General features: G+C 66.7%; 19 protein-coding genes. 14 read left to right on the forward strand and 5 right to left on the reverse strand.

Annotated elements, in window-relative coordinates; all coding sequences use genetic code 11:
• Nucleotides 1-697: VOC family protein (locus ABIC63_RS29350; protein WP_354322380.1), on the forward strand; the 697-nt coding region annotated here is incomplete at its 5' end.
• A gap of 196 nt (nt 698-893) precedes the next feature.
• Here the strand turns inward: ABIC63_RS29350 and ABIC63_RS29355 are convergent.
• The 5 genes from ABIC63_RS29355 to ABIC63_RS29375 are packed head-to-tail and all read right to left on the reverse strand — an operon-like array spanning nt 894 to nt 4406.
• The gene (locus ABIC63_RS29355) at nt 894-1646 is read right to left on the reverse strand and encodes an amino acid ABC transporter ATP-binding protein (protein WP_354322381.1); all 753 of its coding nucleotides are present in this window, start codon (nt 1644-1646) and stop codon (nt 894-896) included.
• On the reverse strand, nt 1643-2233 hold the full coding sequence (locus ABIC63_RS29360) for a hypothetical protein (protein WP_234194339.1): 591 nt from the start codon (nt 2231-2233) through the stop codon (nt 1643-1645). Before ABIC63_RS29360 ends, ABIC63_RS29355 begins: the two co-directional genes overlap by 4 nt.
• Nucleotides 2230-2925 carry an ABC transporter permease gene (locus ABIC63_RS29365; RefSeq protein ID WP_354322382.1) on the reverse strand — a complete coding sequence of 232 codons (696 nt, stop codon included), beginning with the start codon at nt 2923-2925 and terminating at the stop codon, nt 2230-2232. Before ABIC63_RS29365 ends, ABIC63_RS29360 begins: the two co-directional genes overlap by 4 nt.
• Before the next feature lie 6 nt (nt 2926-2931).
• Nucleotides 2932-3603, reverse strand: coding sequence for an ABC transporter permease subunit (locus tag ABIC63_RS29370; protein WP_354322383.1), 672 nt, complete (start codon nt 3601-3603; stop codon nt 2932-2934).
• Nucleotides 3604-3617: 14 nt separating this feature from the next.
• Entirely contained in the window at nt 3618-4406 is a 789-nt protein-coding gene (locus ABIC63_RS29375; RefSeq protein WP_354322384.1) for an ABC transporter substrate-binding protein, read from the reverse strand.
• Between the two features lie 315 nt (nt 4407-4721).
• Here ABIC63_RS29375 and ABIC63_RS29380 point away from each other — a divergent pair, with 315 nt between their 5' ends.
• The 13 genes from ABIC63_RS29380 (at nt 4722) to ABIC63_RS29440 (ending at nt 17533) form a co-directional block, all read left to right on the forward strand.
• Complete coding sequence (locus ABIC63_RS29380) at nt 4722-5036, forward strand: LysR family transcriptional regulator (protein ID WP_354322385.1); 315 nt, start codon at nt 4722-4724, stop codon at nt 5034-5036.
• Between the two features lie 129 nt (nt 5037-5165).
• Nucleotides 5166-7199: a conjugal transfer protein TraG gene (locus ABIC63_RS29385; protein WP_502935931.1), complete on the forward strand. Its 2034-nt coding sequence runs from the start codon at nt 5166-5168 to the stop codon at nt 7197-7199.
• Nucleotides 7196-7675, forward strand: a complete 480-nt coding sequence (locus ABIC63_RS29390) for a CopG family transcriptional regulator (RefSeq protein WP_354322386.1) — start codon at nt 7196-7198, stop codon at nt 7673-7675. Before ABIC63_RS29385 ends, ABIC63_RS29390 begins: the two co-directional genes overlap by 4 nt.
• Nucleotides 7672-8706, forward strand: a complete 1035-nt coding sequence (trbB, locus tag ABIC63_RS29395) for a P-type conjugative transfer ATPase TrbB (RefSeq protein WP_354322387.1) — start codon at nt 7672-7674, stop codon at nt 8704-8706. The genes ABIC63_RS29390 and trbB overlap by 4 nt, the downstream gene beginning before the upstream one ends.
• A complete protein-coding gene (locus tag ABIC63_RS29400; protein WP_354322388.1) occupies nt 8703-9035 on the forward strand; it encodes a TrbC/VirB2 family type IV secretion system protein in 333 nt (110 codons plus the stop codon). The genes trbB and ABIC63_RS29400 overlap by 4 nt, the downstream gene beginning before the upstream one ends.
• Nucleotides 9032-9298 (forward strand): VirB3 family type IV secretion system protein, encoded by a 267-nt coding sequence (locus ABIC63_RS29405; RefSeq protein ID WP_354322389.1) that lies wholly within the window; start codon nt 9032-9034, stop codon nt 9296-9298. The genes ABIC63_RS29400 and ABIC63_RS29405 overlap by 4 nt, the downstream gene beginning before the upstream one ends.
• A gap of 12 nt (nt 9299-9310) precedes the next feature.
• Nucleotides 9311-11758 (forward strand): conjugal transfer protein TrbE, encoded by a 2448-nt coding sequence (gene trbE, locus ABIC63_RS29410; protein WP_354322390.1) that lies wholly within the window; start codon nt 9311-9313, stop codon nt 11756-11758.
• A complete protein-coding gene (trbJ, locus tag ABIC63_RS29415; protein WP_354322391.1) occupies nt 11755-12522 on the forward strand; it encodes a P-type conjugative transfer protein TrbJ in 768 nt (255 codons plus the stop codon). The genes trbE and trbJ overlap by 4 nt, the downstream gene beginning before the upstream one ends.
• A gap of 306 nt (nt 12523-12828) precedes the next feature.
• Nucleotides 12829-14205, forward strand: a complete 1377-nt coding sequence (gene trbL, locus ABIC63_RS29420) for a P-type conjugative transfer protein TrbL (protein WP_354322397.1) — start codon at nt 12829-12831, stop codon at nt 14203-14205.
• 10 nt (nt 14206-14215) lie between these two features.
• The gene (trbF, locus tag ABIC63_RS29425; RefSeq protein ID WP_354322392.1) at nt 14216-14920 is read left to right on the forward strand and encodes a conjugal transfer protein TrbF; all 705 of its coding nucleotides are present in this window, start codon (nt 14216-14218) and stop codon (nt 14918-14920) included.
• On the forward strand, nt 14917-15915 hold the full coding sequence (gene trbG, locus ABIC63_RS29430; RefSeq protein WP_354322393.1) for a P-type conjugative transfer protein TrbG: 999 nt from the start codon (nt 14917-14919) through the stop codon (nt 15913-15915). Before trbF ends, trbG begins: the two co-directional genes overlap by 4 nt.
• Nucleotides 15912-17225, forward strand: a complete 1314-nt coding sequence (locus tag ABIC63_RS29435; protein WP_354322394.1) for a TraB/TrbI/VirB10 family type IV secretion system protein — start codon at nt 15912-15914, stop codon at nt 17223-17225. Before trbG ends, ABIC63_RS29435 begins: the two co-directional genes overlap by 4 nt.
• On the forward strand, nt 17222-17533 hold the full coding sequence (locus tag ABIC63_RS29440) for a DUF2274 domain-containing protein (protein ID WP_354322395.1): 312 nt from the start codon (nt 17222-17224) through the stop codon (nt 17531-17533). The genes ABIC63_RS29435 and ABIC63_RS29440 overlap by 4 nt, the downstream gene beginning before the upstream one ends.
• Nucleotides 17534-17669: the final 136 nt, after the last annotated feature.

The following is a 17669-nucleotide window of genomic DNA, read 5'->3' on the forward strand; positions in this document are numbered from 1 at the left end:
AGAGCAAGAATTCGGGCATGTCTATTCAGGTTTGAAGTGGACGTCCGGTTTGGAGCAGCTTGGGCACCGAAGGCGACTGACCGCTACTGGCCGACAGCGGCCGGCCGCAAGGATAGGCCGGAGGTCGGCTACCGCTGCGAAGCAGCCGTTGAGGTGCATCGCGACGAACGACCGCAACGTGCCCTTGGCAGACGAACAGCACTTTGGCGGTAGGATCGTCTTAATGAGCGAGCATGCAAGTTTCCAGGTGCGCTGTGCCGACCACGTCGGCTTTGCGGTCGCCTCCCTCGATGAGGCGCTTCGGTTTTGGCTTGATGGGCTGGGAGCGCGGCTTGTGCGCACGGGCGAGATGGGGGGCGATTTCCTCGGCCAAGTGACGGGCGCGCATGGGGCGAAAGTACGCCTCGCCATCGTATCGCTGGCAGGGCAGACGATTGAACTTCTGGAGTATCAGGGCGTAGATCGGCCGAGCGTACCGACCAAGCCGTTCGACCCGGGCTTTGCGCATCTCGCCCTCGTGGTCGATGACATCGACTCGCTCTTGGCGCGGATCGCCACTTACGGCTGGGAAGCACAAGGCACGCCACAGCCGATCGCGGGTGGTGCGCGGGCTGGAACGCGGGTGATCTACGTCGTTGGCCCTGATGGCGCGACCATCGAGTTGATGCAACCGCCAAACGCTGTCCGCGAGCACTGATTCTTCCGCACGGGTGAGTCCGCTATTGGCCGACAGCGGCGGGCCGCAAGGATAGCCCGAGGCACCGCTTCCGCTGCGAAGTCGCCCTTCGACGCGCCCAACGTGCAGGCACAGCAGCGCGTCTCAGCACGCCTTCTCGGCAGCTAGTGCACTACCGGGCATTCGCATCTGTGGCGAACGTTACGCGTTCCTATGCTCAGTGGACACTCCTGAGGAATTGCTGAATCCTCGGGTCAGCGTTGGCATCGAAGAAGTTGTTTGGTGTCTCCTGCTGCACGATGTAGCCCGCCTCCATGAATACGACTTTGTTGGCGACGGCGCGGGCGAAGCCCATCTCGTGCGTGATGCAGATCATCGTCATCCCGTCCTTGGCCAACAGGATCATGGCGTCGAGCACCTCCTTGACCATTTCCGGATCCAGTGCGGACGTGGCTTCGTCGAAGATCAGCACCGACGGGTCAAGGCACAGGGCTCGCGCGATGGCAACGCGTTGCTGCTGGCCGCCGGACAACTGCCCAGGATAGGCGGTCGCCTTCTCCGCCAGCCGGACCTTCGCGAGCTGCACCATCGCAACGTCCCGCGCTTTTTGTGTGCTTCGACGACGCACCCACCGCTGGGCCAGGGTGCAGTTCTGCAGCACTGTCAGGTGCGGGAAGAGGTTGAACTGCTGAAACACCATGCCGATGTTCGCTGCCACGAGATCGCTGTGCCGCATCCGGGGTGAGACCGACTGCCCATTGACCCGCACCTCGCCACTTCCGTAGGGTTCAAGGCCGCTGATGCAGCGCGCAAGGGTTGACTTGCCTGACCCGGACGGGCCGCAGATGACGACCCGCTCTCCTGCGGTCACGTTGAGGTGAATGTCGTGCAGGACTTGGTGAGCGCCGAAGTGCTTGTTGACGCCGCTGACATGCACCACCGGTGCAGCGGCTCGGCTTTGCGTGTTCATGCCGTTTGGGCTCGGTACAGACGACTCGCGGGGCTGTCTGGCCAGGCCAGCAACCGTCCTTCGGTCACGCGGGTGCGGCCGTACACGATCCAGGCGTCGTCCACAGTGCCAATGAAATGTTCGATCTTCAGGATGTCCGGGTGTGCCTCGGCCAATGAGGCATAGGCCAGGCCCTCGACGTAGGTGCCGTCGATGAGACCCTGGGCCACGTCTGATACGGTGGGGACGAGGTCGATGCGATCCCAGCCGCTGGCATCGATGTAGTCCAGGGTTGGACTCATCACCGCCAGCGCGCCGGTTGGCGCGGCATCCTTGCGGCGGATGATCGCCAGGTCTCGGCTCGGCGAGAGGAAGGTGTCCACAGCGTGGAGCCCCTGGAAGGACTTGGCCATCGTGGCCGTGCAGTCGGGATGAACGGCGCACTGGACCAGGAAGTCGGCTTCGCCGACGAGCACCGCGGCGACCGCTTCGGCAAAGTCCCCGGTGAGCGTCAAGGTGGCGGTGGCGCTCAGCCCGTGGAAGTCGAGGTAGCGCCGCGTCACCAATTCGTGGTTGTTGCCCGCGGGGCCCAAGGTGATGAATTTCATGCTGTGCGTGGGGTGGAGTGGAGATCGAGGTGGCGTTCGAGTTGTCTCAGGCCGGCCATCAGGATGTAGTTGATGGAAAGATAGACCAGGCCGGCTCCGATGAACACCTCGTACGGTGCGTAGGTTTCGGAGGTCAGCAGCCGGGCGGTGCCGGTGAGGTCCAGGAGGGTCACGGTGCTTGCCAATGAGGTCGCCTTGCAGGTCAGGACGACGTCGTTGCCCAAGGCCGGCAATGCGGTCCTGAGGGCGAGGGGCAGCTCCAGGTGGAAGAAGGTGCGTGCACGGCTGAGGCCAAGGACGAAGGCCGCTTCACGGATGCCCCTGGGCACGGCAGCGAGAGAGGCGGCCAGCGTCTTTCCCCCGTAGGCGGCGGAGTTCAGGCCGAGGGCGATGACGACACACCAGAAGGGGTCGCGGAGCAGGGGCCAAAGGAACGAGCCGCGAATGAGGTCGAACTGACCCGCGCCGTAGTACAGAAGAAGCAGCTGCACGAGCGCGGGTGTGCCCCGGAAGAAGAGCACATAGCCATTGGCGGCTGTCCGCAGAACGGACCACCTGGCATTGCGGGCGATTGCGATGGGTAAAGCCAAAGCGACTCCGAGCAGGGCGACAAGCGCCGTGAGTACGAGCGTGAGCCGAGCGCCTGTCAGCAGCGTCGGCATGACGGACCAGATCAATGAGATGTCGAACATGCCCATTCACCTCACCGCCTGTGGTGCGACCTTGCGTTCGGCCCAGTCGAGGCAGAGCGTCAACGCGCCGGTCAACGCCAGATAGATGCAGGCGGTGGCCAAGTACATCGTGAAGGGCTGCCGTGTCGCGCCCGACGCTTCGGCGGCCTTCCTCATGAGCTCGTCGCATCCCACGATGGAGACGATGGAGGTCTGCTTGAGCAGGACGATGGTCTGGTTGCCGAAGGGGGCGAGCGCCGTACGTGCCGCCTGTGGCAGAACCACCATCCACAAGGTCTGCGCGCGTGAGAGTCCCAGCACGCGAGCTGCCTCTCGCTGCGCGGTGGGCACGGCCTGCAGAGCGCCACGCGCGATCTCGCCGGCATAAGCGCCAAAGGACAGCGCCAAAGCGACGACGCCGGCCAGGAAGGTGTCGATCTCGACATGGCGTCCTGTGAGCTTGGCGAGTGTCAGTGAGCCCCCGAAGAAAACGGCGAAGACGATCAGCAGGTCCGGTACGCCGCGGGCCACCGCGGCGTAGCCGGCCCCAACCGCCCGCAGCGGGCGCAAAGGCGCGAGTTGCAGCCAGCAGCAGGCTGCGCCCAAGAGGGAGCCCAGCAGGAGCGATGCGGCGGCCAGCTGCAGCGTGGTGAGCGCTCCGGTCAGCAGTTGCCCCTCATAGCCTTGAAGCAGGTTCATGGGATCGACGCGGCCTACATCAGCTTGAAGGGGAAGTACTTGGACGTGATGCGGTCATACGTCCCGTCGGCTCGGATTGCGTCGAGCGCGGCGTTGACCTTGGCCAGGGTCTGAGAATCGTCTTTGCGGACTGCGATCCCGTTCCCTTCCCCGAGCAGCCCGCCCTTGAATTCGGGCCCGACGAACGCGAAGTCCTTGGCCTGGGGCGTTTTCATGAAGCCCACGAAGTAGGTCACCATGTTGCCGAAGATGTAGTCGACGCGGCCCGCGACCAGGTCGAGCTCGGCGGCCTGGGGCGTGTCGTAGAAGCGCAGATCCGCACTTCCGTAGTTGTGGGTGAGGTAGCCGGCCTGGATCGATCCGCGCTGGACGCCGATCGTCTTGCCCTTCAGCGCTTGCGGGCTCACCTCATCGGGTGTCCCTTTGCGGGCGACGAAGCGCGAAACGGTGTCCTTGTACTTGGTCGAGAAGGCGACGCGCTGGCGGCGCTGCTCGGTGATCGCCATGCTCGCGACGATCAGGTCGAACTTGCGCGAGAGCAGTCCTGGAAGCATGCCATCCCAGTCCTGAGCCACGATCTCGCACCTCGCCTTCATCTTGTCGCACAGGGCGCGCGCGATGTCGACGTCCCAGCCCTGCAACGTGCCCTGGGCATCCTTGTAGCTCCAGGGTGGATACGTGCCTTCGGTGGCAATCCGATAGCTGTTGTCCTGGGCATGGGCCACGCCGAGCCACGCACCTGCACAGAGCGTTGCCAGGGTGAACCAGCGACCAAGGAGAAGGCGGCGCATAGAGAGAGTCATGGGGCGTCCTCGGGAGTCGGTGAGAAGCCGCGATGCTCCGATGCGGGCCATTTGGGGGCAACGCTTGCGTGGCACGCAATCGTGCGGTCTCGGCGACGGGGCCCGACGCCTCGCGTCGTAGAGGTATCGAGGCGCGCGTTGCATCGCAGTCAAAGTTGCTGAGTGGCTTTCGCCGCCTTCGCAAGCTGCTGAATGCAGTGGCCTACCAGATCCGGGGAGTGTTCTGTGGCGCCCGTCTCTCCAAACTCGGCAGCCATGGCATCGGGCGCCATCGCCGGTGGTGCCCCAACGCCGACCGTCGAGTGGAGTCCACCCATGATCCAGGGCATCAGCCTGCGCCACCTTCGCTTCTTCATGGCCGTTGCGCGAGCGGCCAGCATTCGGCGCGCCGCCGAGCAGCTGCCGACGGATGCGTCGAATCTTTCGCGTGCCATCCGTGAGCTGGAGTACCGACTCGGCGACGTGGCGTTGTTCGACCGGCGCCGGCGTCCGATCCGCTTGACGCCTGCAGGCAGTGCACTGGCCGACCGAGGCCGGGAGCTCGAAGAGCATTTCGTTCGCGTGGTGCAGCAGATGTCTCGTTCACGGTCCGATGCTGGACCGGAGGCTGCACTGGGACGTGGGCGATGAGCAGGGGCAATGGGCTGCAGTACGCCTGGGTACGCCAGCGTGGGTGGTGGGTCCTGGCTGCTCTTCGGACACTGCACCGCAGTTGGGCGGCTGGAAGCCGCCGTTCAGTGGTCGTGTCAAGGAGCTTGGATGTCGCATGAGGTGCAAAGCGGTGTGCTGGTCGGGCGAATCGCCGCGGTCGCCGCCACTTCCCTGGGCGGCGTCTGGGCGGCCACGCAGTGGACGGCCCGTGCCCTGGGGCACCAACCCCGGCTTGGCGCACCGTGGTTCGAACTGCTCGGGCAGCCGGTCTATGAGCCCTGGAAGCTCTTCGAATGGTGGTACTGGTACGACGCCTATGCGCCCGAGGTCTTCAGCCGCGGCGGCACCATCGCGGCGAGCAGCGGCCTCCTTGCCACGGGCGTGGCCATCGGCATGGCGGTGTGGCATTCGCGGGTGTCGCGGCGTGTGACCACCTACGGCTCGGCGCGGTGGGCGGAGCGCACCGAGATCGACAAGGCCGGCCTGACGGGCGCCGCCGGCGTGTTCCTTGGCCGTCTTCCCGCGCGCGATGGCGCGTACCTGCGCCATGAGGGGCCAGAGCACGTGATGGCCTTCGCGCCGACGCGCTCGGGCAAGGGCGTGGGTCTGGTGGTGCCGACGCTGCTCAGCTGGCCGGGATCGGCGGTGGTGCATGACATCAAGGGCGAGAACTGGCAGCTCACGGCTGGCTGGCGGTCTCGCTTTTCTCACTGCCTGCTCTTCAACCCCACGGATGCACGGTCTGCCGCCTACAACCCGCTGTTGGAAGTGCGGCGAGGCGAGCACGAGGTGCGTGACGTGCAGAACATTGCCGACATCCTGGTGGACCCCGAGGGCGCGCTCGAGCGGCGCAACCACTGGGAGAAGACCTCGCATGCGCTGCTGGTGGGGGCAATCCTCCACGTGCTCTATGCGGGCGAGGATCGGACGCTGCGCGGCGTCGCGAACTTCCTGTCCGACCCTGCCTGCACCTTCGAGCAGACCCTGCACCGCATGATGACGACGCTGCATCTGGGGACCGCGCCGCACCCGGTGGTTGCGTCTGCGGCGCGGGAGGTGCTCAACAAGAGCGACAACGAGCGCTCGGGCGTGCTCTCCACCGCCATGTCCTTCCTGGGCCTGTACCGCGATCCGACGGTGGCGGAGGTGACGGCCCGGTGCGACTGGCGCATTGCGGACCTCATTTCGGCGCAGCACCCGGTTTCGTTGTATCTGGTGGTCCCGCCCTCGGACATCAGCCGCACCAAGCCGCTGATCCGCCTGATCCTCAACCAGATCGGCCGCCGGCTCACGGAGTCGCTCGACGGCTCGGATGGTCTGGAGCGGCATCACAAGCTGCTGCTGATGCTCGATGAATTTCCGGCGCTGGGACGGCTGGACTTCTTCGAATCGGCGCTGGCGTTCATGGCCGGCTATGGCCTGCGTGCCTTCCTGATTGCGCAGAGCCTGAACCAGATCGACAAGGCCTACGGGCCGAACCATGCAATCCTGGACAACTGCCATGTGCGCATTGCGTTCGCCACCAACGACGAGCGCACGGCGAAGCGCATCTCGGACGCCTTGGGGACGGCCACGGAGTTGCGCGCGCAGCGCAACTATGCCGGCCACCGGCTCGCGCCCTGGCTGGGGCACCTGATGGTGTCGCGCCAGGAGACGTCTCGCCCCTTGCTGACACCCGGGGAAGTCATGCAGCTGCCGCCCGACGACGCTGTCGTGATGGTGTCGGGTCATCCGCCCATCCGGGCGCGCAAGCTGCGCTACTTCCTGGACCGCAACTTCACTGCGCGGGTACTGTGGCCGCCAGCGTTGGTTGTGGGGTGCTATCCCGACCGGCCGCCCGCTCGGACGGACGATTGGCATGTGCTGCCTGCGTGTGCCGGCGCAGTGGTGAGGCCGGCGCATGTCTGCGAATCGTCCTCCGAGGAAGGTGGCCATCAGCTGAAGCCGGAGCTGGATCTCTCGCCGCCGACGACGCCCGAGCCAGAGCCGGTGGCTCTGCTGCTGCTCGACGAAGAGGTCGACGACGGGAGCATGCCTTTGCCTCGCGGCCTCGCTGACGCCCGTGGTGGCCGTGCCGTGCGTGATCGGTCTCGGCTCGCCCGCCTGGCGGCGCTGGATCCGGACGACGGGATCGTGCTATGAGCCTCGGCACGCGGCGCGCGCGCCTGAACATCTTCATCGAGCGGGACCATGCCGCTCGGTTGGATGACATCGCGGCCCATCGCGGCGTGTCGAAGTCGTCCGTGATTGCCGCGGCGCTGTCTGCCTACCTTGCGCCAGACGTGGCGGAGCAGCGCGAGCTTGCCTTGACCAAGCGCCTGGACCGGCTGTCGCGCCAGTTCGAGCGCCTGGAGCGTGACCAGGGCATCCTGATCGAGACGGTCGCGCTGTTCGTGCGCCATTACCTGACCTTGGCTCTGCCCGTCCCGGAGCATCAGCAGGAGGCCGTCCGCGCCCAAGGTCGTGCGCGCTATGCACAGTTCATCGAACAGCTGGCGCGGCATGTGCAGCGCGGGCGCAGCCTGGTCCGGGAAGTGCAAGAGGAGTCTGTGGTTTCCGGTCCTGGCCCGGCCGCCTCGGCCAGGCCGGTTCCAGAAAGCCGCGAGGAGGGCGCATGACGGCCTCCGATGCCTGGACCGATGGCGAACCGGCAGAGCGGCGCATTCGCATGCTGCGCACGGCCATGGGGCCGGAGATCACGGCCGCACTCGAAGACCGCGACGTGATCGAGGTCCTGCTCAACCCCGACGGCTCGCTTTGGCTGGACCGGCTTGGGACGGGCAGGGCGCCGACGGGCCACCGAATGACGGCTGCCGATGCCGAGCGGATCATTCGGCTGGTGGCCGCGCATGTGCGAGCGGAGGTGCATTCAGGGGCGCCGCTGCTGTCGGCCGAGTTGCCGGAGACGGGGGAGCGCTTCATGGGGGCGCTACCGCCCATCGTGCGGGCGCCATCGTTCGCGATCCGCAAGCGGGCACTCGCCATCATGACCCTCGCGGACTATGTGGCCGCCGGGATCATGAGCGAGGCGCAGGCCGCCTTCCTGCGCTGCGCCGTACGGGCCCGCCTGAACATCGTGGTGGCCGGTGGCACCAGTACCGGCAAGACGACGCTGGCGAATGCGCTCCTGGACGAAGTGGCCCAGACACGTGACCGTGTGCTCGTGCTGGAGGACACCGTGGAGCTGCAGTGCCGCAGCGAGGACCACGTGAGCCTGCGCGCAGAACCGGGTGCGGCCACCATGGCCGACCTGGTGCGCGCCACCTTGCGCCTGCGGCCGGACCGCATCGTGGTCGGCGAGGTGCGCGGCGCCGAAGCGCTGGACCTGATCAAGGCCTGGGGCACCGGCCACCCGGGCGGCATTGCCACGGTGCATGCCAATTCCGCCGCGGGTGCCCTCACGCGGCTGGAGCAGCTCATCCAGGAAGTCAGCCTCACGGTTCCGCGGGCGCTCATTGCCGAGACGGTGAACGTGGTGGTGCATCTGGCGGGACGCGGTCACGCCCGTCGGGTTCGCTGCATTGCGCGGGTCGTCGGCCACGACACCAACGGCTATCTGCTGGACGACTCGCTGGAGCCTGCGCTGCCTGAGTCTTCCGAGTCTGTGCCTCCTCAAACCTCGTTACCCCTTCCAGGAGATTCTTCATGATCCTTCGTCGCTGTTCCAGGCGGGCGCTGCTGCGTGCCGCCTTCCCGCTGGTCACGCTGTTGGCGGTGGCTGCACCCGCGTATGCCGCTGGCTCCAGCATGCCGTGGGAGGCTCCACTGCAGTCCATCCTCGAGTCCATCCAGGGACCGGTGGCGCGCATCGTGGCGGTGATCATCATCATCTCGACGGGCCTGGCGCTTGCCTTCGGCGACACGTCAGGAGGCTTTCGCAAGCTGATCCAGATCGTGTTCGGCCTGTCGATCGCGTTCGCGGCCTCTTCCTTCTTCCTGAGCTTCTTCAGCTTCTCCGGTGGCGCGGTGCTGGCATGAGCGGATCGGACAGCCCAGGCTTCGAAGTGCCGCTGCACCGGTCGCTGACGGAGCCGATTCTGCTGGGTGGCGCGCCGCGGACCGTGGCCATCGCCAACGGCACCCTGGCGGCCGCTGTGGGGCTGGGGCTGCAGTTGTGGATCCCGGGTGCCGTGCTCTGGGTTGTCGGCCACGCACTGGCCGTCTGGGGGGCGCGGCAGGATGCGCAGTTCATGGCGGTGTTCATGCGGCACCTCAAGCATCGCGCGTTGCTGGACGTTTAAGGGCTCGGGCTCATGTTCAATCTGTCCGAATACCGCCGACGTGCCGACCAACTGGCCGACTATCTGCCGTGGGCGGCGCTTGTGGCGCCGGGTGTCGTCCTGAACAAGGATGGCAGCTTCCAGCGCACGGCCCGATTTCGCGGACCGGATCTGGACAGCGCCACGCCGACCGAGCTGGTGGCGACCACCGCGCGGCTCAACAATGCGCTGCGTCGTCTCGGTTCCGGCTGGGCGATCTTCGTGCAGGCCGAGCGGCGCGAGGCGGCCGGCTATCCCCACTCAGCATTTCCTGAGCCTCTGTCGTGGCTGGTTGACGAGGAGCGCCGCGCGGCTTTCGAGGCGTCCGACAGCCACTTCGAGAGCCACTACCACCTCACGCTGGTCTGGCTTCCGCCGGAAGAGAACCGCACCCGGGCGGCGCATTTTCTCTACGAGAACCGGGCGGCGGAAGGCGTGGACTGGCGTGAGCGCCTGACGACCTTCGTGGCGGAGTCCGGGCGGCTGCTGGACCTGATCGAAGGCGTGATGCCCGAGGTCGGCTGGCTGGACGATGCGCAGACGCTGTCCTTCCTGCACGGCTGCGTCTCGGAGCACCGGCACGCGGTCGCGGTGCCCGAGGTGCCCATTTACCTGGACGTGCTGCTTGCCGATCGGCCCCTGGCCGGTGGCCTGGCGCCCATGCTGGGCAGTCAGCACCTGCGGGTGCTGACCGTCCGAGGCTTTCCCACATCGACGTGGCCCGGCATCCTGGACGACCTCAACCGACTGGGCTTTGCCTATCGCTGGTCGACCCGCTTCCTCTGCATGGACAAGGCCGAAGCGGAGCAGGCGCTCGTGCGGCTGCGGCGGCAGTGGTTCGCCAAGCGCAAGAGCGTCATCGCGCTGCTGCGCGAGAGCGTGTTCCAGCAGGAGAGCCCGCTGGTCGATACGGATGCGAGCAACAAGGCGGCCGACGCGGATGCAGCGCTGCAGTCTTTGGGCGGTGACCAGGTCGCTTTCGGCTATGTCACGGCGACGGTGGTGGTGACGGATGCCAGCGCCGACGCCGCTGAAGAAAAGCTGCGGCAGGTCGAGCGGGTGATCCAGGGGCGCGGCTTCGTCACGATGCCGGAGACGCTCAATGCGGTGGAGGCCTGGCTGTCGTCGCTGCCCGGACACGTGTATGCCAACGTCCGCCAGCCCATCGTGTCCACGCTGAACCTGGCGCACCTGATGCCCGTGTCGGCCGTCTGGGCCGGGCCAGAGCGCAACGCCCATCTGGATGGCCCGCCGCTCGTGATCACCCGGACCGACGGAGCGACGCCGTTCCGGCTGGTGACGCATGTGGGCGACGTGGGCCATACGCTGGTGGTGGGCCCGACCGGCATGGGCAAGTCCGTGTTGCTGGCCACGCTGGCGCTGCAGTTCCTGCGCTATCCCGGCTCCCGCGTTCTGGCCTTTGACGTGGGGCGGTCTTTGCGCGCGACGATCCTGGGGCTCGGGGGCGAGCACTACGACCTCGGCGCCGAGCACGGTATCGCTTTCCAGCCCCTGGCTCGCATCGATGAAGAAGGCCATCGCGCCTGGGCGGCCGAATGGATCGAGGGGCGGCTGCGGCAGGAGGGTGTGGACGTCGGTCCCGCCGAGCGTGAGGCGGTCTGGCTGGCCCTGGGCAGTCTGGCCAGCGCGCCGGTCGAGCAGCGAACGCTGACCGGCCTCTCGGTGCTGCTGCAATCCAGGGCCTTGCGCCAGGCGCTCGCGCCCTACGTGCTGGGCGGCGCCCATGGGCGGCTGCTGGATGCGGAGGCCGACAGGCTGGGCGATGCCGCCGTGCAGTGCTTCGAGATGGAGGCGCTGATGCCCAGCAAGGCGGCGGTGCTGGCCGTACTGGGCTATCTCTTCGCGCACTTCGAGGCCCGCTTCGACGGGGCGCCCACGTTGCTCATCATGGACGAAGCCTGGCTCTTCCTGGACGACCCGGTGTTTGCGGCACGGATCCGTCAATGGCTCAAGACGCTGCGCAAGAAGAACGTGTCGGTGGTCTTCGCGACGCAGAGCCTGGCCGACATCCAGAACTCCAGCATTGCCCCTGCCGTCGTCGAGAGCTGCGCAAGCCGCATCTTCCTGCCCAATCCCCAGGCGACCGAGCCGCAGATCCGCCAGATCTATGAAGGCTTCGGCCTGAACGCGCGGCAGATTGCCATCGTGGCGACCGCCATCCCCAAGCGCGAGTACTACTACCAGTCCCGTCTGGGCGGCCGCGTCTTCGACCTTGGCCTGGGACCGGTGGCGCTGGCCTTTGCCGGTGCGTCGCGACCCGAGCAGCAGCGGGAGATGGATGAACTGCTGCGCGAGCACGGCCGCGCTGCGTTCGCGCAGCAGTGGCTGCTGCATCAACGCCTTGGCTGGGCGGCTGAGCTTCTGGCTGCCTTCCCAGGTGCTGACCCTCAACCGTCCAACTTCGAGGAGAACTCCGCATGAAGCCATTTCGCATTCCCTCCCGTCCGCTGTGCCGTGTGGCGTTGGCGGCCGCTCTGGTCTTCGGCGCCGCAGCACCGGCCCACGCGCTCTTCGGGATCGGCGACATCGTGCTCGATCCCTCGAACCTGGCTCAGAACATCCTCACGGCGGCCAACACCTTGGAGCAGATCAACAACCAGGTGAAGCAGCTCCAGAACGAAGCGCAGATGCTTTCCAACCAGACCAAGAACCTGGCACGCCTGGACTTCAACGCACTGGCACAGTTGCGCAGTACGCTGGCCACGTCGAATCGGCTGATCCAGGAGGCACAGAGCCTGGCCCAGAGCGTGCAGGCGATGGACGTACAGTTCCGGGCGCTTTATCCGGACGCTGTGGGTGTTTCCGTCTCGCAGGGCCAGATGGTCGAGGACGCGCGTCGGCGCTGGTCCCTGTCTTTGGAGGCGCTGCGCACCGCAGCGAAGATGCAGGCGCAGGCCGTGCAGACCTTCTCGGCGGACGAACAGGTTCTGTCCGATCTGGTGGAACGCAGCCAGTCGGCGAGTGGCGCGTTGCAGGCTGCGCAGGCGACCAATCAACTGCTGGCGCTTCAGGCCCGACAGGCCATCCAGGCGCAGCAGCTTCAGCTGACCAATGACCGTGCCAACGCGCTGGAGCAGGCGCGGCAGGCTGCTGCGCATGAGCGCGCGCGCGAGACGCGGCGCCGCTTCCAGGGCAGTGGCACGGCATACACCCCGTATCCGGTGACCTTCCATGGCACTCCGTGAAGCGGTAGGCGCGCCGGGTGCGATCTACTGGCTCACGATGGGCATGCTGGTGGGGGCGGTACTGGGGCAGGGCGGATGCAGCCGGCAGGAGAACGCCGCACCTCCCGCGACAGCCGCGGCGCTTGCAGAGGATCCGCAGCGCTTGGCCGCCTTGCGGGCCGCGTGTCGGCAACGCGATGCATCCGTGTCGGAGGCGCAGTGTGCGGCCGTTTCGGAGGCAGTGCGCCTGCGCTTTCTTCGCGCAGAGCCGTCGTCTTACGCGACATCGGTCTCGCCGGCGGCGCAGCCGGGCGGGGGTGCCGCGCCATGACCGACGTCGGGACCATCGACCGCTTCCTGGACGTCTTCTCCCGCTACATCGATTCCGGCTTCGGGCTGCTTCAGGGCGAGGTGCGCTTCCTGACCGCCACGCTTGTGGCCATCGACATGACGCTTGCGGGACTCATGTGGGCGCTGGGCCATGCGAGCGGTCAGGGCGACGACGTGATGGCGCGGCTCATCAAGAAGGTGCTCTACGTGGGTGCCTTCGCCTACATCCTCGGCAACTTCAATCGCCTGGCCGGCATCGTGTTCGACTCTTTCGCGGGGCTGGGCCTGCAGGCCTCAGGCTCCGGGCTATCGAAGGCTCAGCTGCTGCAGCCGGGCCGGCTGGCGCAGGTCGGCATCGAAGCGGGGCGTCCGATCATGAAGCAGATCGGCGATCTCACGGGCTTTCCAGAGGTCTTCGCCAATCTGGACATGATCGCGGTCCTCTTCCTGGCCTGGCTGGTGCTGATCGTGGCGTTCTTCGTGCTCGCCGTTCAGCTCTTTGTCACGCTGATCGAGTTCAAGCTCACTGCGCTCGCGGGCTTCGTGCTGGTGCCGTTCGCGCTGTGGAACAAGACGGCCTTCCTGGCCGAGAAGGTGCTCGGAAACGTGGTGGCTTCGGGCATCAAGGTGCTGGTGCTGGCCGTCATCGTGGGCATCGGCTCGGGCCTGTTCGGCGAATTCACTGCGGCGCCTGGGGAGGACCCCAGCATCGACCATGCGCTGGTCACGATGCTGGCGGCGCTGACCTTGCTGGGGCTTGGTGTCTTTGGCCCGGGCATCGCGACCGGGCTGGTGTCCGGCGCGCCGCAACTGGGTGCAGGTGTTGCTGCCGGTACTGCGTTGGGCGCGGCGGGTTTGGCCGTCGCCGGGAGCGCTGCCGCCGCAAGCGTGGGGGCTGCCGCAGCAGCTGGAGTCCGGCTCGCGCCTAGTGCGGCAGGCGCCGCTATCCGAGGCGGCGTCTCGGCCGGCCGAACTGCCACTTCGCTTGCGCGTGAGGCCAGGACGACCTACGCCTCCGGCGCAGCCGGCGGTGGAGGCGATCCAGCCCGGGCTGCCGCATCGGGCGTGGCCAACGTGGCGCGTGCTGGCCTGAGCGCCTTGGGGGCACGCCTGGCGACTGGCTCCAAAGCAATCGGTGAACGCGTGGCGGACTTTGTGGCTGAGGCGGCTGCACCCGCGGCGGCCGCGTCGGGCGCCGCGGAGGCGGGGGACTCAAAAACCCCCGCGGGCCATGCGCCGGAGCCGGCCTGGGCGCGGCGCATGCGGCGGCGTCAGCAGATGGGGCATGCGGCCACGACGGCCGCCCACACCTTGCGCAGTGGCGATGCAGGTGGCGCCGGCACCGGCCCGAGCCTGCGCGATTCGGATTCCTGAGGAAAACATGATGCGTTTCAAGCGACCGGGCGTGCGCTATGCGCAATCGCGTCAACCCGTCACGCCGTACCAGGCCGCTGGCCAGGTCTGGGACGAGCGGCTCGGGTCCGCGCGGGTGCAGGCCCGCAACTGGCGCTGGATGGCCTTCGGCTGCCTGGGACTGGCCCTGCTGATGGGCGGAGGCCTGCTGTGGCGCGCCTCGCGGGCGACCGTGACGCCCTACGTCGTGGAGGTAGACGCATCGGGCCAGATTCGCGCCGTCGGCGAAGCCGCAACGCCCTACCGGCCTACGGATGCCCAGATTGCGCATCACCTCGCCCGTTTCATCACGCTGGTGCGCTCCCTGTCTATCGATCCAGTGGTCGTTCGGCAGAACTGGCTCGATGCCTACGACTACACGACGGACCGCGGCGCCGCCTCGCTGAACGGGTACGCGCGCGTGAACGATCCCTTCTCGCGCGTGGGCAAGGAGTCCGTCACGGTTCAGATCAACAGCGTCGTCCGTGCCACTGATCAGTCCTTCAACTTGCGCTGGACAGAGCAGCGTTTCGTCAATGGCGCGCCGGCCGGTACGGAGCGCTGGACCGCTTCGGTCACGGTTGTGCTGCAGACACCACGCACCGAGCAGCGCCTGCGCAAGAACCCACTCGGCATCTACGTCAATGGCCTGTCGTGGAGCCGCGAACTGGACGCCAACGAAGGAGTGAAGCCATGACTGTGATTTTGAGGGTGTGTGCCTGTGCGGCTGTCGCTGTTGGGGTGGCCGGTTGTGCAAGTCGCGCCGCGCCCCCGCCGGTCATCGCCTTGGACGAGCCGGTCGAGGCGACTCGGATTCCAGAGCCCGCTGCGCCTGCCGCCGTGGTCGAGGTGCCGCAGGTGCTGCCCATGCCTGGACAGTTGAAGCCATGGGACCCTGTGTTGCCGGCACCGGCGGCACCTGAGCCAGCGGACGAGACGCAACGTGTTTCGAGAGCGAACGAGGCGGCGCGCGTCGCCCCGACGCGGGAGGGGTACTTGAACGCCATTCAGGTCTGGCCTTACAGCGAAGGCGCGCTCTATCAGGTCTATGCGTCGCCGGGCCGCGTGACGGCGATCCTGCTGCAGGCCGGGGAGGAACTCGTGACGGTCGCGGCGGGGGACACCGTCCGCTGGATCGTGGGCGACACGGTGAGCGGCGCGGAAGAGGCGGCGCGAGTAAGCGTGCTGGTCAAGCCGACACGCCCTGACCTGACGACCAATCTGGTGATCACGACGAACCGGCGGACCTATCTGGTCGAACTGACCTCGACCGAGAAGGCCTGGATGGCATCGGTGTCCTGGGACTATCCGAAGGACCGCCTCATTGCGCTCAAGCGCGAAGCGGCAACGGCGCGGGCTGCTGCGCCGGTCGACGCCGGGTTGGCGCTGGAGCGGCTGCGCTTTCGCTACCTGATCCACGGTGACAACCCGCCATGGAAGCCGTTGCGCGCCTTTGACGATGGGGCTAAGGTGTACATCCAGTTCCCCGCGGGCATCGCGCAGGGGGAGCTGCCGCCGCTCTTCGTGGTGGGCCAGCAGGGCGATGCGCAGCTGGCGAACTACCGGTACCGGCCGCCGTACTACATCGTTGATCGGTTGTTCGGTGCAGCCGAGTTGCGGCTCGGTGGCGACAAGGCCGACATCGTGCGGATCGAGCGTTCCGATGGCCGCGCACCTGGAGCGGGGTCATGACGGCTGCAGTCGAGGAGGGCGGGGCATCTCCGCCGAAAGCTCCGGCCGAGGGAATGGCGCTGCGCGCTCAGCCGCGGCCCGTGGTGCGCCTGAACCGGCGAATGATGATCCTGCTTACGGGAAGCCTGTCGGCGGGTGTGCTGGGTGCCATGCTCTGGTCGTTGGAGCCTCGGCCGCGAAGGCCAGGAGGAGAGCCGACGGAGCTGTACAACGTCGATCGTGTGTCACGGTCCGAAGGACTGGGCAAGCTGCCTTCGGACTATTCGCAGGTGCCAGCTGCGGCTCCGGCTGGCCCTGCATTCCCGCAGCTTGGGCCGCCCCTTCCTGGCGATCTGGGGCCCGCCGTTCTGAAGGCACAGCAGCCCACCGGCGGCCCATACACACCGTCTGGCCAAGACCCGCAGCAGGCCGAGCGGGATGCGCTGCATAAGGAGGACGCACAGGCGCTGGCGTCGGGCGTGTTCTTTAGGTCAGGCGGGCAGCGCGCTTCTTCGTTGGGTGGCAAGACTGCATCGGGCGAGGGCAGAGCTGACGCTTCCTTTGCTTCGTCTGGGCTGACGCCCGCGCGTGATGAAGGCTCGGCAAGGAGTGGCGCCGCGCCCGTCCTCGAGTCGCTGCAGGGTCGTCCCCAACAGAACGACCAGAAGGTGGCCTTCCAGAGCACTTCGGGGGGACATGCGCGCAACGCCGGCTCTCTGACGCTGCCAGCTTCTCCTTACCAAGTCATGGCCGGGACGGTGATCGCCGGTGCATTGGTCACTGGTATCCAGTCGGACCTGCCCGGCGATGTCGTCGCGAGCGTGACGGAGCCGGTCTACGACACGGCCACCGGTCGCTATCTGCTGATTCCGCAGGGCTCGCGCATTTTGGGGCGCTACAACAGCCAGGTGAGCTTCGGCCAGAGCAGAGTGCAGGTCGTCTGGCAGCGCATCATCCTGCCCGACACCACATCGCTTGCGTTGGACAACCTCGTCGGCACAGACCCTTCAGGTAAAGCGGGGCTGGAGGATGGCGTGGACTGGCACTGGGACCGCGTCATGGCTGGCGCGGCGTTGACGACGTTGCTGGGCATCGGTGCCGAACTGGCGGCGCCCGAGAACCGAAGCAGCGGCGATCGGGTGGTGATTGCGGGGCGCGAGAGCCTGCAGGACAGCGTCAGCCGGGCGGGGCAGGAGCTCACGCGGCGCAACCTGGACATCCAGCCGACGCTGACGCTGCGGCCCGGTTTGCCGGTACGCGTCATCGTGAATCGGGATCTGGTGCTGCAGCCGTATCAGCCGCTCTTTGCTGAACGAAGGAGCCGTCCATGACATCTGCTCGCAAGCTGCGGCTTGGGCCGCTTCCCAAAGCCGACAGCGTGAAGGTCACATTCCCATGTCCAACAGAATTGAAGGATGACTTGGAACGGTATGCAGCGCTGCATTCGCAGACCTATGGCGAGAAGGTCGACGCCATAGCATTGATACCGCACATGCTTGATGCGTTCATCAGCAGAGATCGCACATTTAATCGGATACGTCGTACCGACGGCACGGCAGTGCAGCGAGTCCCTGCGGCTGTATCGCCGGTAGCAGTGCAGACTGGTACGCAGAATGATCCTTCACGGACAGACGGTTAGGAGAGCAAGATCGAATGTCCGCCAGCATTCGTTGGAATTTATGACCTGCAACCCGTCGCCCGTACCACGGCAATAGAGAAGAATCCGCGCAACCGAGAGGACGCGCGATGCGCAAAAGCAGATTCACAGACGAGCA

Origin of the sequence: Pseudacidovorax sp. 1753 (assembly GCF_040544975.1) — a bacterium.
Taxonomy (GTDB): Bacteria; Pseudomonadota; Gammaproteobacteria; order Burkholderiales; family Burkholderiaceae_C; genus Xenophilus.

Bases quoted from the DNA above. Each gene is read 5' to 3' on its own strand.
- ABIC63_RS29355 (WP_354322381.1), bottom strand. From the start codon at position 1,646: ATGAACACGCAAAGCCGAGCCGCTGCACCGGTGGTGCATGTCAGCGGC.
- ABIC63_RS29360 (WP_234194339.1), bottom strand. From the start codon at position 2,233: ATGAAATTCATCACCTTGGGCCCCGCGGGCAACAACCACGAATTGGTG.
- ABIC63_RS29365 (WP_354322382.1), bottom strand. From the start codon at position 2,925: ATGTTCGACATCTCATTGATCTGGTCCGTCATGCCGACGCTGCTGACA.
- ABIC63_RS29370 (WP_354322383.1), bottom strand. From the start codon at position 3,603: ATGAACCTGCTTCAAGGCTATGAGGGGCAACTGCTGACCGGAGCGCTC.
- ABIC63_RS29375 (WP_354322384.1), bottom strand. From the start codon at position 4,406: ATGACTCTCTCTATGCGCCGCCTTCTCCTTGGTCGCTGGTTCACCCTG.
- ABIC63_RS29380 (WP_354322385.1), top strand. From the start codon at position 4,722: ATGATCCAGGGCATCAGCCTGCGCCACCTTCGCTTCTTCATGGCCGTT.
- ABIC63_RS29385 (WP_502935931.1), top strand. From the start codon at position 5,166: ATGTCGCATGAGGTGCAAAGCGGTGTGCTGGTCGGGCGAATCGCCGCG.
- ABIC63_RS29390 (WP_354322386.1), top strand. From the start codon at position 7,196: ATGAGCCTCGGCACGCGGCGCGCGCGCCTGAACATCTTCATCGAGCGG.
- trbB (WP_354322387.1), top strand. From the start codon at position 7,672: ATGACGGCCTCCGATGCCTGGACCGATGGCGAACCGGCAGAGCGGCGC.
- ABIC63_RS29400 (WP_354322388.1), top strand. From the start codon at position 8,703: ATGATCCTTCGTCGCTGTTCCAGGCGGGCGCTGCTGCGTGCCGCCTTC.
- ABIC63_RS29405 (WP_354322389.1), top strand. From the start codon at position 9,032: ATGAGCGGATCGGACAGCCCAGGCTTCGAAGTGCCGCTGCACCGGTCG.
- trbE (WP_354322390.1), top strand. From the start codon at position 9,311: ATGTTCAATCTGTCCGAATACCGCCGACGTGCCGACCAACTGGCCGAC.
- trbJ (WP_354322391.1), top strand. From the start codon at position 11,755: ATGAAGCCATTTCGCATTCCCTCCCGTCCGCTGTGCCGTGTGGCGTTG.
- trbL (WP_354322397.1), top strand. From the start codon at position 12,829: ATGACCGACGTCGGGACCATCGACCGCTTCCTGGACGTCTTCTCCCGC.
- trbF (WP_354322392.1), top strand. From the start codon at position 14,216: ATGCGTTTCAAGCGACCGGGCGTGCGCTATGCGCAATCGCGTCAACCC.
- trbG (WP_354322393.1), top strand. From the start codon at position 14,917: ATGACTGTGATTTTGAGGGTGTGTGCCTGTGCGGCTGTCGCTGTTGGG.
- ABIC63_RS29435 (WP_354322394.1), top strand. From the start codon at position 15,912: ATGACGGCTGCAGTCGAGGAGGGCGGGGCATCTCCGCCGAAAGCTCCG.
- ABIC63_RS29440 (WP_354322395.1), top strand. From the start codon at position 17,222: ATGACATCTGCTCGCAAGCTGCGGCTTGGGCCGCTTCCCAAAGCCGAC.